Source organism: Nocardia blacklockiae (genome assembly GCF_015477355.1).
In the GTDB taxonomy this organism is placed as follows: Bacteria; Actinomycetota; Actinomycetes; order Mycobacteriales; family Mycobacteriaceae; genus Nocardia; species Nocardia blacklockiae.
Map to the genome: position 1 here is coordinate 989,965 of NZ_JADLRJ010000001.1, position 13,146 is coordinate 1,003,110.

Annotated in this window: 14 protein-coding genes; 8 read left to right on the forward strand and 6 right to left on the reverse strand. The window is 71.4% G+C overall.

Going from position 1 to position 13,146, the window contains the following annotated elements; genetic code table 11:
- Positions 1–158: 158 nt before the first annotated feature.
- A complete protein-coding gene (locus tag IU476_RS04325) occupies positions 159–1,151 on the forward strand; it encodes an LLM class F420-dependent oxidoreductase (protein WP_195096672.1) in 993 nt (330 codons plus the stop codon).
- Between the two features lie 13 nt (positions 1,152–1,164).
- Positions 1,165–1,365, forward strand: a complete 201-nt coding sequence (locus IU476_RS04330) for a hypothetical protein (RefSeq protein ID WP_195096674.1) — start codon at positions 1,165–1,167, stop codon at positions 1,363–1,365.
- A gap of 3 nt (positions 1,366–1,368) precedes the next feature.
- Here the strand turns inward: IU476_RS04330 and IU476_RS04335 are convergent, their stop codons facing one another.
- Positions 1,369–2,886 carry an FAD-dependent oxidoreductase gene (locus tag IU476_RS04335; protein ID WP_195096676.1) on the reverse strand — a complete coding sequence of 506 codons (1,518 nt, stop codon included), beginning with the start codon at positions 2,884–2,886 and terminating at the stop codon, positions 1,369–1,371.
- A gap of 113 nt (positions 2,887–2,999) precedes the next feature.
- Between IU476_RS04335 and IU476_RS04340 the strand changes: the two genes are divergently transcribed.
- Positions 3,000–3,809 (forward strand): tetratricopeptide repeat protein, encoded by an 810-nt coding sequence (locus IU476_RS04340; RefSeq protein WP_195097482.1) that lies wholly within the window; start codon positions 3,000–3,002, stop codon positions 3,807–3,809.
- On the opposite strand, the gene IU476_RS04345 is transcribed toward IU476_RS04340, so the two are convergent.
- From IU476_RS04345 to IU476_RS04360, 4 genes are all read right to left on the reverse strand, one after another.
- Complete coding sequence (locus IU476_RS04345; RefSeq protein ID WP_195096678.1) at positions 3,810–4,550, reverse strand: M50 family metallopeptidase; 741 nt, start codon at positions 4,548–4,550, stop codon at positions 3,810–3,812.
- A 74-nt stretch (positions 4,551–4,624) separates the two neighbouring features.
- Positions 4,625–5,656 (reverse strand): aldo/keto reductase, encoded by a 1,032-nt coding sequence (locus IU476_RS04350; RefSeq protein WP_195096680.1) that lies wholly within the window; start codon positions 5,654–5,656, stop codon positions 4,625–4,627.
- Between the two features lie 82 nt (positions 5,657–5,738).
- Entirely contained in the window at positions 5,739–5,954 is a 216-nt protein-coding gene (locus IU476_RS04355; protein WP_195096682.1) for a hypothetical protein, read from the reverse strand.
- 11 nt (positions 5,955–5,965) lie between these two features.
- Entirely contained in the window at positions 5,966–6,985 is a 1,020-nt protein-coding gene (locus IU476_RS04360) for an SDR family oxidoreductase (protein WP_195096683.1), read from the reverse strand.
- Positions 6,986–7,070: 85 nt separating this feature from the next.
- Here IU476_RS04360 and IU476_RS04365 point away from each other — a divergent pair, with 85 nt between their 5' ends.
- The 5 genes from IU476_RS04365 to IU476_RS04385 all read left to right on the forward strand — a co-directional run bounded on the left by IU476_RS04365 (position 7,071) and on the right by IU476_RS04385 (position 11,452).
- Positions 7,071–7,697 carry a TetR/AcrR family transcriptional regulator gene (locus IU476_RS04365; protein WP_195096685.1) on the forward strand — a complete coding sequence of 209 codons (627 nt, stop codon included), beginning with the start codon at positions 7,071–7,073 and terminating at the stop codon, positions 7,695–7,697.
- Between the two features lie 122 nt (positions 7,698–7,819).
- On the forward strand, positions 7,820–8,140 hold the full coding sequence (locus tag IU476_RS04370; RefSeq protein ID WP_195096687.1) for a hypothetical protein: 321 nt from the start codon (positions 7,820–7,822) through the stop codon (positions 8,138–8,140).
- Positions 8,141–8,227: 87 nt separating this feature from the next.
- Positions 8,228–9,442: a transcriptional regulator gene (locus tag IU476_RS04375; RefSeq protein ID WP_195096690.1), complete on the forward strand. Its 1,215-nt coding sequence runs from the start codon at positions 8,228–8,230 to the stop codon at positions 9,440–9,442.
- An 88-nt stretch (positions 9,443–9,530) separates the two neighbouring features.
- Positions 9,531–11,051 (forward strand): aldehyde dehydrogenase, encoded by a 1,521-nt coding sequence (adh, locus tag IU476_RS04380; RefSeq protein WP_324193894.1) that lies wholly within the window; start codon positions 9,531–9,533, stop codon positions 11,049–11,051.
- Entirely contained in the window at positions 11,051–11,452 is a 402-nt protein-coding gene (locus IU476_RS04385; protein WP_195096694.1) for a DUF779 domain-containing protein, read from the forward strand. Before adh ends, IU476_RS04385 begins: the two co-directional genes overlap by 1 nt.
- Before the next feature lie 60 nt (positions 11,453–11,512).
- On the opposite strand, the gene IU476_RS04390 is transcribed toward IU476_RS04385, so the two are convergent.
- The gene (locus IU476_RS04390) at positions 11,513–13,078 is read right to left on the reverse strand and encodes a putative glycoside hydrolase (protein ID WP_324193859.1); all 1,566 of its coding nucleotides are present in this window, start codon (positions 13,076–13,078) and stop codon (positions 11,513–11,515) included.
- Positions 13,079–13,146 lie beyond the last annotated feature (68 nt).

Here is a 13,146-nt window from a genome sequence, read left to right on the forward strand (position 1 = left end):
ACCGGATGCGGGCGATTTGCCGGGCTCGGGCACCGGCGCGGCGGCGATTGGACGCGCCGGGCGCGTAACGGTTGCCGCCGCGCCGCCGAGTCGCGACAGTGGACAGCGGCATCGCGGCCGCACCGTCGCGACCCGGTCGACACGTGAAGGAGACGTTCGTGCGCTTCGGCATTTTCATCCCGCAGGGTTGGCGGCTGGACCTGGTCGGCATCGACCCGGCGGCGCAGTGGGGGGTGATGCGGGATCTGGCCCAGCGCGCCGACGCGGGCGACGCGTGGGAGTCGCTGTGGGTGTACGACCACTTCCACACCGTGCCGGTGCCGACCGAGGAGGCCACCCACGAGGCGTGGACGCTGATGTCGGCGTTCGGCGCGGTCACCTCCCGAATCCGGCTGGGCCAGATGTGTACCGCGATCAGCTACCGCAACCCGGCCTACCTGGCGAAGGTGGCCGCGACGGTGGACCTGATCTCCGGCGGCCGCGTCGAGATGGGCATCGGCGGCGGCTGGTACGAGCACGAGTGGCGCGCCTACGGGTACGGATTCCCTTCCGCCGGTGAGCGTTTGGGTCGCCTGGACGAGGGCGTGCAGATCTTCCGGCAGGCGTGGCGGACCGGTTCGGCCACCCTCGACGGCAAGCACTATCAGGTGAACGGCGCGATCGTGCGCCCACTGCCGGTGCAGGAGGGCGGCATTCCGCTGTGGATCGCCGGCGGCGGCGAGAAGAAGACGCTGCGCATCGCGGCGAAGTACGCCGACTACACCAATTTCAGCGGCGACCCGGAGGGCTTCGCGCACAAGTCGGAGATCCTGCGTCAGCACTGCGCCGACGTCGGCACCGACTTCGACGCGATCGTGCGCTCGGCGAACTTCAACGTGGCGATCGGCCGCACCGAGGCCGAGGTCGAGGACCGGATCGCCGCCTACATCGCGCGGCTGGCCCCGTTCACCGGCGCCGAACAGGCTGAGGCACAGGTGAATCAGCTGTTCCGCGGCACCGCGGCGGTCGGCACGCCCGAGCAGATCGTGGAAAACCTGAGTCGCGTGCGCGATCTGGGCCTGGGCTACGCCATCCTGAACTTCCCGGAGGCCGCCTACGACACCTCCGGCATCGAGTTGTTCGAGCGCGAGGTCGTGCCCGCGCTGCGCTGAAGGAGGATCCGCCGTGGCCGAGGAGACCGATGCCGTCGCCGTCCTGGAGCGCTGGACGGGTTCCGGCGGCATCTGGCGGGTGCTCGGCCGCCGCGCGCAGCAGGTGGTGGTGGGCCTGTACGACTGCGCGGGCGGCACGGAGGTGGACCGGCTGGTGTCCACCGACCCGGCCTTGCTGCGGTACCTCGGCGACCGAGCCAGCAGCGAGGACTGACCGCTACGACGTGGGCTTGCCGAACCAGCGGAGCAGCGCGGCCGCCAGCCCGTCGGCCCCGGTGTCGCTCGCCCAGGCGACGACGCCGTCCGGTCGCACCAGCATCGCCGAAAGATCGCGCGGCTGAGCGGGTTTCGCGGTCACCACGCGCACGCGCGCCGCCCAGGGCGCGGCCACCGCCCGCACCTCGGCGGAATCGGCGAGGTCGAGCAGCACGGCGCGGCCGTCGCCGCAGTGCTCGCCCAGCCGCGTGCCGTCGGACAACTCCACGTCCGGCGCGGCCGCCCCGACCAGTTCGTGCCCGCCGCCGAGGTCGTAGCGGTGCAGCACGCCGGAGATCTTCGCGTAGACCGTGGTGGCCCCGTCGCGGGTCGCCAGCAGCTCGGCCACCACCGCCCGCATCGCGCGACTGCGAGCGTCGAGCCGCATCACCGACACCTGGGCCCGGGTCCATTCCAGCACCCACGCCCCGATCGGATGCCGCTCGGCGGTGTAGGTGCCCAGCAGCCCGGCCGGCGCCCAGCCCGCCACCACGGCCGCCAGCTTCCAGCCGAGATTCACCGCGTCGCCGATGCCGAGGTTCAGCCCCTGCCCGCCGAACGGCGAATGCACGTGCGCCGCGTCCCCGGCCAGCAGCACCCGCCCGCGCCGGTAATCGGTCGCCTGCCGCGTGTTGTCCGTGAACCGCGTCGCCGACTTCACCGCCGTGACCCGCACCGGAACACCCGACACCCGGCGCAGGCTCGCCTGGAGTTCCGCGGCGGTGACGGGCGCGTCGCGGTCCTGCGGCGGCCCGTCGACCTCGACGGTGAGGAACCGCCCCGGCATCGGCCCGTAGGCGTAGATCCCGTGCTCGGTGGCGTTCCAGCCCGGCCGCAGCCCTTCGGTGTCGGTCATTTCCACGACCGCCTGGTGCCCGGTGATCAGCGGGTCCAGGCCCGGGAAGTCGAATCCGGCGAGTTTGCGGACCAGGCTGCGGCCGCCGTCGCAGCCGACCAGCCAGCCGGCCCGGATCACGGTGTCGCCCAACCAGATCGTGACGCAGTCGCCGTCGTCGGTGAACCCGGTCAGTTCGGTCTCGCGGCGGATCTCCACACCCAGTTCGGCGGCCCGCGCGCCGAGGATCTGCTCGACGTCCTGCTGCGTGACGAACCAGGCGTCGCCGACCGGGCCGATCCCGGCGAACCGCGGATCGTCGAGATCGATCAGGGACGCGTCGAGGAAGATCCCGGCGAAATGTCCCGCCACCACCCGCCGGACCGGCTCCTCGCCCTGTGTTGCGCGAAAAGCGTTGTACTGCTCGATCTTCCGTGCGTGCCGCGCACTCAGCTCGGGCAGCAACCCGCGCCGGTAGAACGCCTCGGCGGTCGGTAGGTTGATCGCGCCCGCCTTGAGCGTCTGGTCCACCTCCGCGAGCCGCTCCACGACGAGCACCTGCGCCCCGGCCAAGCGCAGCTCGCAGGCCAGCATCAGCCCGACCGGCCCGGCGCCGGCCACCACCACATCGAATGTCTCCGTCATGAATTCGAGCGTGCCGGTGGCCGATTGCACCGGACTTGCGCGCGCCTTGCGTGCCGTATGCGCTACCGTTTGGCCGACTCCACCCGAGCAGTATCCGGCGAAAGGCGGACGCGATGACCGGGCCGTCTCCCTACGATGACTACGACCGGACGCCGCTGGCCGAGCGGTACGCCGATACGCAACCGGTCGAGGTCGGCGGCGCCCTGGCGTATCCGATGTACCGCGAGGCGCTGGGCCCGGACCCGACCCTCGTGACCCTCACCCTGCACGCCACCGCACCCCCGCCGGGCCTGCTGGGGCTGGGCATGGGCCTGTCGGTGCTGGGCGGGCATGTCGTGTTGCAGGGCAGGCGATTACACGGTGTCGACGTGTGGCCCGACGCCATGGCGAACGGGGCGTGCCTGGAGGTGTGCGCCGCCGGTCCGGACGCCTGGATCACGGTGACCCCGGTGTGGATGGACGCGGCCGGGGCCACTCGGTCGTGGACCGGCAACTACGGCGTGGTGATCGACCGCGCGGAGAACGGTCACCCGCTGCTGCGCTGTAGCGGCGGCATCGGCCCGCCGGACTTCCGCGAACTGGTGGTGGAGGTCCACACGGTGCCCGCGCCGACGGACCAGAGCCGCTACCGCACCGCCCTCTACGATCTCGCGGTCGCGATGCACGGCCGCGGCGACGTCGAGCAGGCCTGCGCGCTGTGGAGTCAGGCGGCGGGTTTCGGCCACGCCGGCGCGGCCTACGACCTCGGCGTGGTCCGGTTCCGCCGCGGCGAGTTCAGCGACGCCGAACGCTGGTGGCGCGCCGCGGCCGACCACGGCGACGTCCGGGCCATGGCCGGCCTCGCCGAAGTGCTGGAGCGCCAAGGCAATACGGCCGAAGCGCAGCGTTGGCGCGCCGGGGCCGCGGGCTTCCCTCCGGCGTAGTCACGCGGTGTGCAGCGCGGGCAGCGGCCCGAGCAGCAGGCTGCCGCCGGCGATGAGGGCGGCCAGGCAGGCGGCGGCGAACACCAGCACCCACAGCAGCGAGGGCAGCCGGGTGAGGTGGGCGAGCTGATCGGCGTCCGAGCCGTCGCCGCGCACGCGCACCCGCTGCAGTTCCGCCACCGCGCGCAAGCCGCCGAACAGCAGGAACCACGCCACCGCGCACCCGAATACGCCCTGCCACACCACGGTCCCGTACCAGGACACCGCCAGCGTGACCGCCCCGGTGACCACGACCGCGAGGAAGCCGAACAGGTTCCGGATCACCAGCAGCAGCACCACGAGCGCGGCCACCACCAGCCACAGCATCAAGGTCAACCGGCCCATCCCGAGCAGCGCGGCGCAGCCCAGCCCGACCAGCGAGGGGGCCGGATAACCCGCCATGGTCGTGAGAATCATGCCCAGCCCGTAGGGCTTTCCGCGCGACACCGTGACGCCCGAGGTGTCCGAGTGCAGTCGGATCCCGCGCAGCGTGCGCCCGGTCAGCACCGCGACCACCGCGTGCCCGACCTCGTGCGCGATGGTGACCACGGTGCGCAGCACCCGCCACACCGGCGGATACAGCACGAGCGCCAGTGCCGCGACCCCGGTCACGACCACGACCCACAGCGGCGGCTGCGGCGAGACCTCGCCCAGCCGATCCGTCACCGACGACACCGAACCGCTCAACTCCGACAGATCCACCGCCGCAGACTAGCGGCGCACCGGTGCACCCGCACCCCCGGCCGGGGGAACCGCCGCGCCCCTCGTCACCGCGATCAACCCCGCGTGAGCGCCTGCGTGGCCGGCTGGTCCTGCATGCTCTCGATGAACCAGTTCGGGTACACCGCGGCCGGGGGCATGGCGTCGCTGAGTTCGCCGACCTCGTCCGCGCTCAGCCGCACCTCGAGAGCGCCGAGATTGTCCTCGAGCTGACGCAGTTTCGAGGCGCCGAGCAGGATGCTGGTGACCGCGGGCTGTGCGAGCAGCCACGCCAGCGCGACCTGGGCGACGCTCGCGTCGTGCTTGTCGGCGATCACCCGCATGCGGTCGACCAGCGCGAAGCCCTTGTCCTTGTCCAGCGGCAGGATGTCGAATCCGGCCAGCCGGTTGTCCGGGTCGCTCAGCGACTCGCGGGTGTACTTGCCGCTGAGGAAACCCGAGGCCAGCGGGCTCCACACGGTCAGGCCCATACCGTAGCGCCGCATCATCGGGATCACGTCGCGTTCGACGTCCCGCCCGACCAGCGAGTAATTCATCTGCCCGTGCGTGAACGCCGCGAAACCGTTGGCGCACTGGATCTCCGCGGCCGCCGCCACCTTCCACGCCGACCAGTTGGAGAAGCCGAGGTAGCGCGCCTTGCCCGATCGCACCACCTCGTCGAGCGCGGCCAGGGTCTCCTCCAGCGGCGTGAAGGGGTCCTCCTTGTGCGCGATGTAGACGTCCACCCAGTCGGTGCCCAGCCGCCGCAGGCTCTGGTCGATGGACCACTGGATGTGCCGGCGCGACAACCCGGCCTGCGTCAGCGGCTCCCCCGTCCGGAATCCCACCTTGGTCGCGATCACGACGTCGTCGCGCCGCGACCGCAACGCCCGCCCGAGCAGGACCTCGGACTCGCCGCCCGCGTAGCCGTCGGCGGTGTCGAAGAAGTTGATCCCCGCCTCCAGCGCACGACCCACCAGTTCGTCCGCGAGCTCCGCCCCCACCTTGTAGACCGCACCGATATCACTGTTCCCGGCGGTGAAGGTCATGGCCCCGAAAGCCATGCGCGAGACGATCAAACCGGTGTTGCCGAGCGTACTGAACTCCATGGGGGCAAACACTATCGGTGCCCCGCGCCCCGAACCAGCCATCCGGTGATCGCTGGTAGCGGAATCGCCGGGACCGACCCGCTCAGAACACGCACGACAGAGTCGACATCGTCGCACCCAGCAGCACGAGCGCCCCGGCCCCCGCGGCCAGCCTCCGTGCCACCGCGGCACCGTTCGCCTGCCGCAGCATCCGCACCCGCCGCACCGTCGCCGCCCGTGCCGAGCGCAGGCCCGCACTGCCGCGAAACCTGCGCCGCAGCACCGTGACCAGCGCGACGACAGCCGCCGTGACCAACATGGCCGCCGCCCCTACGCCGCAACGGCTTCGCGCCGCGGACCACCCCGCCGGGGCCGCCCGGGATCCGCCACGAGCCCGTAATCGATCAAGCTCTCCGCCGTGTCGAACAGCGTGTCCGCCAACGGCCGCATCGCCCAACCGAGTTCGCGTCGCGCCTTGTCCGCGCTGACCCGCTCCCGCCGCCCCAGATACCGCGCGGCGGTCCGCGCGGAGTCGTCGAACCGGGCCACCAGCCGGATCAGCGGCCCGGGAATCGTGCGCGTCGCGACGCGATACCGGGCGGACAGCACCTGCGCCATCTGTTTCATCGAAACCTGTTCGCCCGCACAGATATAGCGATTCCCCGCCGCTTCCGGCACCGTCAGTGCCAGCCGGTGCGCGGCCGCCGCGTCCCGCACGTCGACGGTGGCGAATCCGATCGGCGGCACCCCCGGCATGGCCCCGGCCAGCAGCATCTGCACCGCCGCCACCGACGTCCCGACCGACGGCTGCCGCACCGGACCGAGAATCATCCCGGGATTGATCGCGACCAGCTCGAATGCCGAAGTCTCGCGGACGAAGTCCCACGCCGCCCGCTCGGCGAGTGTCTTGCTCTTCTCGTAGGCGTCGCACGCCTCCACTCGCGACCAGTCGGCCTCGGTGCACACCCCTTCCGGATGCCCGACCCGCACCGCCGCGATCGAGGAGGTCAGCACGACACGCTCCATCGTGCCGCCCGCCGCCGCGGCGCGCAGCACCCGCAGCGTCCCGTCGACGGCCGGGCGCACCAGCTCGTCCTCGTGCTCGGGCGCGCCCGAAGGAAACGGCGACGCGGTGTGCACCACGTAACGGCAGCCCGCGACGGCTTCCGCCCAGCCGGCATCCCGGCCGAGCTCCGCCGCCACGAGTTCCACCCCGGGCAGCCGCGCCGCCAGCTCGGTGGTCACCGTGCGGGCGGTGCCGCGCACCCGGTAGCCGTGCGCGAGCAGATCGCCCACGACATGGCCTCCCAGATACCCCGAAACCCCGGTCACCAGAACAAGATCCGGCATGACGACTCCAATCTAAGCAGTGTTCAGAATGTAATCACTGTATAGATTGCGCGAACCCCCGCTGTCAACCCCGTACGCTCGGCACATGCCGCCGACCAAGGACCGCTACCACCACGGAGCGCTGCGCGAGGAGCTGCTGCGCGCCTGCCTGCAGCTGATCGCCACCGAAGGCCTGGCGGCGGTAAGCCTGCGCCGGGTGGCGCGCGAGGCGGGGGTCAGCCCCGGCGCGCCGTACCACCATTTCGCCGACCGTGCCGCGCTGCTGGCCGCCCTGTCGGCACAAGGCTTCGAGGCGCTCACCGCGCGCCTGACCGCCGCCCGCGACAGCGCCGCCTCCCCCGTCGACAGCCTCACCGCCCTGGCCGACGCCTACGTGCGCTTCGCCGAGGAACAGCCCGCCTACTTCCGGCTGATGTTCCGCCCGGAACTGGTGCAGCCGGAGAAGAGCCCCGAGGCCCGCGCCGCCGGGGACGCCGCCTTCACGGTGCTCGCCGAGGCCATCGCCGAGATCGTGCGAGACGGCGCGCTCCCGGCCGCCGAGGCCGACGCGGTCGCCGTCGCGGTGTGGAGCATGGCGCACGGCCTGGCGTCGTTGTCCCTCGACGGCCAACTCACCAAGCGCGCGACCCAACTCGGCACCACGGCCCCGGATCTCGGCAGCCGGATCACCCGGATGTTCGGCGAGCTGCTGGCCGCGCGAGCAGGGCACTGACATCCGCCGACCCGCGTATTTCCCCGCCCTGGGTTGCCGGGCGGAAATCGGGATACCTCTAGGCTGACCGGAGAATTCCACCGGCCGGGACATTCCCGGCACGACTCCCGAGGAGAAGCCAGATGAAATCCCCGCGCTGGTCCGTCGCAGCCGCCGCCGGATTGGCCGTCGCCGCAGCGCTTCTCACCGGGTGCAGCGATGTCGAGAAGGCCCTCAACAAGGGCGGCGACACGCCGTGCAGCGATTACGTGAAGCAGGATCAGGACACCAAGCGCACCACCGTCACGAAATTCGTCAAGCAGCAGACCGGCGACGACCACGAGCCCTCGGGCACGCAGGTGGACCTGACGATGGCCGCGGTGGAATTCCTGTGCGGCAACCAGCGCAACGGCGACACCCCCATCAAGAACGCCGATGTGGGAGGCATCTTCTTCAACAAGTAGGGCGTCCGGGACGCGAAAGTCCCCGCGCGCCATCCCCGGGTACGCAATCATGAGAGCGCAGGCACTTCTCCCGGATGCGAGGTCGCGATGCCCCAGCTGCGCACTCTGTCCCAGCGGCGTGCCGTGCTGGAGCGGGAGTGGGCGCGCTGGGCGTCGGCCCACACCGCGCCGGCGGGGCGGACGGTGTTGCGCAGCGAGGTCGTGCAGTCCTGGCGGCGTTCGCTGCCCACCGTCGACCCCGACTGCCGCGCCGCCCCCGCCGACGACTCCGAACTCGGCTCCCGCTGGTCGCGGTCGCCGCTGCGCATCCCGGTCACCGAGCTGGCCGGCGAATTGCACAGCATCGCCGACGATTCCGGATTCGTCGCCGCGGTCACCGACGAGCGCGGCACCATCCTGTGGTCCTGCGGCGGCCGGCTGATGCGCCGCCGCGCCGAACAGGTCAACTTCGCGCCCGGCGGCCGCTGGGACGAAACCCACATGGGCACCAACGCGTTGTCGCTCGCGCTGCGCACCGGCGAGCCCAGCGTCGTGTTCTCCGCCGAGCACCTGGTGGCCGCCCTGCACGGCTGGGTCTGCTACTGCGCGCCCATCCACGCGCCCGACGGCCGCCGGCTCGGCGTGCTCGACCTGTCCACCACCTGGGATCGCTCGCACCCGCTCGCCCTGTCGACGGTGCGGGCGCTGGTGTCGGCGATCGAATCGCGACTGCCCGCCGAGGACGCGCCCGCCGAGCCCGCCGCGATCCGCCTGCGATGCCTCGGCGACGCGGTGCTGACTCGCTCCGGCACGCCGATCCGGTTGCGGCCCAGGCAGATCGAGATCCTGGCGCTGCTCGCCCTGGAACCCGACGGCTACACCCCCCAGCGCCTGCACGCGGCCGTATACGGCGACCGCCCGGTGTCGGCATCGACGCTCAAAGCCGACGTCTCACACCTGCGCAACGCCACCGGGGGCGACATCACCAGCCGCCGTTACATGCTGGCCCGGCCGATCGCGTGCGACGCGGTGGATCTGCTCGACGCGGTCGCCGCCGGGGACGTCGCCACCGCGCTGCGCCTGTACCGGGGCCCGCTGCTGCCCGGCTCGGACACCCCCGGCATCGCGCAGTGGCGCGAGTACCTCGACGTCAGCGTGCGCACGGCCGTCCTGAACAGCGAATCACCCACGCACGCGGTCGAATTCGGCGCGCGCCGCCCCGACGACGCGCAGATCCACGAACACGCGCTGCGCCTGCTGCCGCCCGGCGACCCCCGCCGCGCCCTCGTCACCGCCCGGCTGCACGCCGCGCTGCGCGGCTGATCCGCCGACCGCCCGCCGCCAACCTCCCGCCAACCGGCTCGTCTCATAGTTGCCGCGTCACCACGGTCAGGTAGCACAGGAAGCGAGCATCATGATCTACGCCAAGCCCGGCACCGACGGCAGCATCGTCGACTTCGCGCGGCGCTACGACAATTTCATCGGCGGCGACTGGAAGGCTCCGGTCGAGGGCCGCTACTTCGAGAATCCCTCGCCCGTCGACGGCGAGACCTTCTGCGAGGTGGCCCGATCCACGGCCGCCGACATCGACCTGGCCCTGGACGCCGCGCACGCCGCCGCCGACAGCTGGGGCGCGACCTCCACGACCGACCGCGCCAATCTGCTCAACAAGATCGCCGACCGCATCGAGGCCGACCTCGAGCGGCTGGCCGTCGCCGAGACCTGGGAGAACGGCAAGGCGGTCCGCGAGACCCTGGCCGCCGACCTCCCGTTGACCGTCGACCATTTCCGCTACTTCGCCGGCGTCATCCGCGCGCAGGAGGGCAGCCTGTCGGAGGTCGACGCCGACACCGTGGCCTACCACTTCCACGAGCCGCTGGGCGTGGTCGGCCAGATCATCCCGTGGAACTTTCCGATCCTGATGGCCGCCTGGAAGCTCGCGCCCGCGCTGGCGGCGGGCAACTGCGTGGTGATCAAGCCGGCCGAGCAGACCCCGGTGTCGCTGTTGCTGGTCATCGAGCTGATCGCGGACCTGCTGCCGCCGGGAGTCGTCAACGTGGTCAACGGTTTCGGCGTGGAGGCCGGCAAGCCGCTGGCGTCCAGCGCGCGGGTGGCGAAGGTGGCGTTCACCGGCGAGACCACCACCGGCCGGCTGATCATGCAGTACGCCAGCGAGAACATCATCCCGGTCACGCTGGAACTGGGCGGCAAGAGCCCCAACATCTTCCTGCCCGACGTCACCGCCGCCGACGACGACTTCCTCGACAAGGCGGTCGAGGGTTTCGTGATGTTCGCGCTGAATCAGGGCGAGGTGTGCACCTGCCCGTCGCGGGCGCTGGTGCACTCGTCGATCTACGACGAGTTCATGGCCCGCTGCGTGGAGCGCACCCGGAACATCAAGGGCGGCAACCCGCTCGACGACAGCACCATGATCGGCGCGCAGGCCAGCAACGACCAGTACGAGAAGATCCTGTCCTACATCGACATCGGCCGCAAGGAGGGCGCGAACGTCCTTACCGGCGGCGAGGCGCGCAAGGTCGACGGCTACCCGAACGGCTACTACATCGAGCCCACCATCTTCGAGGGACGCAACGACATGCGCATCTTCCAGGAGGAGATCTTCGGCCCGGTGGTGTCGGTGACGACGTTCGACTCCGTCCCGCAGGCGCTCGAGATCGCCAACGACACCCTCTACGGCCTGGGCGCGGGCCTGTGGACCCGCGACATGAACACCGCCTACCGGATGGGCCGCGCCATCAAAGCCGGCCGGGTGTGGACCAACTGCTACCACGCCTATCCCGCGCACGCCGCGTTCGGCGGGTACAAGAAGTCCGGCATCGGGCGGGAGAATCACAAGATGATGCTCGACCACTACCAGAACACGAAGAACCTACTGGTCAGCTACTCGCCCAAGAAGCTCGGGTTCTTCTGATGGCCGCCGTCCCGGCCCGCATCGACATCACCGAGGCGGCGGCGCGGCTGCTCGCCGAGCTGGTGGAGCGGCACGGGCCGGTGATGTTCCACCAGTCCGGCGGCTGCTGCGACGGCAGTTCCCCGATGTGCTACCCGCGCAACGAGTTCCGGGTGGGCGCCGCCGACGTGCTGCTGGGCCGGCTGCCGGGCGACACCCCGTTCTGGATGAGCGCGGACCAGTTCGAGTACTGGCGCCACACCCACCTCACCGTGGACGTGGTGCCCGGCCGCGGCAGCGGGTTCTCGCTGGAGGCGCCCGAGGGCGTGCGGTTCCTCATCCGCTCCCGGCTGCTGTCGGACGCGGAGGTCGAGGCGCTCGACGCCGACCCGCCGCGCACGGGCGCCGACCTGGGCGCCTGACGACGAACGACGCCGGTCGGTGGCCGGGTAACACCGCGCCCGCACCACGAACCACGCCGGTCAGTGATCGGGGACGATCGCACCGGCGTGGTATCGGCTCGCGGCATTCCAGAGCAGGAAGCTGTCGATGCCGTCGGCGGCCGCCGCGTCGATCTGGGCGCGCACCTCGGCGTCGCCGTAGTTCACGCCGAGGCTGAAGTCCTGCAGCCAGGGGATCACCTTGGCGCCGGTGCCCTCGGTCTGCGTGCGGAAGTCCCGCAGCGACCGCGCGACGATGTCGTAGGGCTGCGCGTTCGGGTTCGCCACCCCGTACTCCCCGGGACCCCAGTGCGACGGATACACCATCGGCGCAACGTAATCCACGTTCGCCGCCATCATCCGGATGTCCTGCGCGATCTGGTCGGGCCGCGTGGCGGCGATCCCGAACACGGCCGCGCTCAGGCACGCCCCGGCGTCGCGCACGGGATCGCGGCTCTCCTTCAGGAACCGCGCGATCGAATCGGTCGGCGACACGGCGAGGCCCGGGAACCGCATACCCGACAGCGGGCCGTCGGGGCGGCGCACGTAGTCGTACATGACCCCGTCGAAGCCCAGCCGCGCGGCCTCGGTCGCGAGATCGATGTTGTAGCGGCGGATGTCGGGGTGGGCGAAGTTGGTGAAGGCGATGGCCCCGTAACCGCTCGAGTAGGGCCCGCCCGCCGCGTCCTGCACCACCCAGTCCTGGTGCCCGCTGCCCCACGCCCAGCCCGCGACGGCCGGATCGCGGAACGCCACGATCCGGCCCTCGACCCGTATTCCCATGTCGTGCAACGTTTTCAACGCCGCACGCGCGTCGTAGATGTTCGCGGCGGCCCCCGACTGCCGCGCGAGCGGCACCTCCGACGCGTAGCCGACGACGCCGTCCTCGTCCTTGATGTCGAGTTCGACGGTGTTGATCCGGCCCTCGCGCGCCAGTGCCAGCACGCCCGACCGCAGCCCCTCGTCGGCCCAGCCGTACGCGGTGACGTGGACCGCCTTGATCCGCGGTACCGACACCGTCGTGCCGATCGGCCGCGTCGTCGCATTGCCCGCGGCATCGACCGCGACGACGCTCATCCCGGCCGGTGCGCGCGGCACCGTAAGCGCGAAGGACCCGTCGGAATCCGGTGTCGCAGAAGCTGTTCCGACCGTGACCCGGTCCGCGCCGACAGCCTTGCCTCGGACCGTCACGGCCTGCCGATAGGAAGGCACGGGCGGCAGCGGCGGCACCTCCAGGTCCGGCGGCACGGTGTCGACGGTGAACGTCCGCGAGACGCCCGGTCCGGTGCGCATCCAGCCGAACAGCCCGCCGGGCACGCTCTCGGCGGTGAAGGTGTGCGCGCCGTCGGCCAGACCGGCGGGCCGGTACCGCACGGTGGTCCCGGCGACCTCACCCGTCACCTGCTCGCCGTCCAGCGTCAGCCGCAGCGACCCCGGATCCTGGTCCCCGGCGTCGACCGACAGCTCCAGCGAACCCAGCGCATCCGCGCCGACCGGACCGGCCGGCAGACCGTTCATGATCAGGCCCGTCGGTTCCGCCCGCACCGCGCCGACCACCGAACCCAGCACCAGCAACACCGCGACGACCAGGACCGACAGCACCGCCACCCGTCGGCGATCCTGCCTCGGGACACGTTTCAGCAACGCACACACCAGCTTTCGTTAGACGCCTCCCC

What these genes read in the sequence shown, in the direction of transcription:
- IU476_RS04350 (WP_195096680.1), bottom strand. Translation starts at nt 5,656, where the DNA reads ATGGAGTTCAGTACGCTCGGCAACACCGGTTTGATCGTCTCGCGCATG.
- IU476_RS04360 (WP_195096683.1), bottom strand. Translation starts at nt 6,985, where the DNA reads ATGCCGGATCTTGTTCTGGTGACCGGGGTTTCGGGGTATCTGGGAGGC.
- IU476_RS04335 (WP_195096676.1), bottom strand. Translation starts at nt 2,886, where the DNA reads ATGACGGAGACATTCGATGTGGTGGTGGCCGGCGCCGGGCCGGTCGGG.
- IU476_RS04355 (WP_195096682.1), bottom strand. Translation starts at nt 5,954, where the DNA reads ATGTTGGTCACGGCGGCTGTCGTCGCGCTGGTCACGGTGCTGCGGCGC.
- IU476_RS04375 (WP_195096690.1), top strand. Translation starts at nt 8,228, where the DNA reads ATGCCCCAGCTGCGCACTCTGTCCCAGCGGCGTGCCGTGCTGGAGCGG.
- IU476_RS04365 (WP_195096685.1), top strand. Translation starts at nt 7,071, where the DNA reads ATGCCGCCGACCAAGGACCGCTACCACCACGGAGCGCTGCGCGAGGAG.
- IU476_RS04385 (WP_195096694.1), top strand. Translation starts at nt 11,051, where the DNA reads ATGGCCGCCGTCCCGGCCCGCATCGACATCACCGAGGCGGCGGCGCGG.
- IU476_RS04370 (WP_195096687.1), top strand. Translation starts at nt 7,820, where the DNA reads ATGAAATCCCCGCGCTGGTCCGTCGCAGCCGCCGCCGGATTGGCCGTC.
- IU476_RS04340 (WP_195097482.1), top strand. Translation starts at nt 3,000, where the DNA reads ATGACCGGGCCGTCTCCCTACGATGACTACGACCGGACGCCGCTGGCC.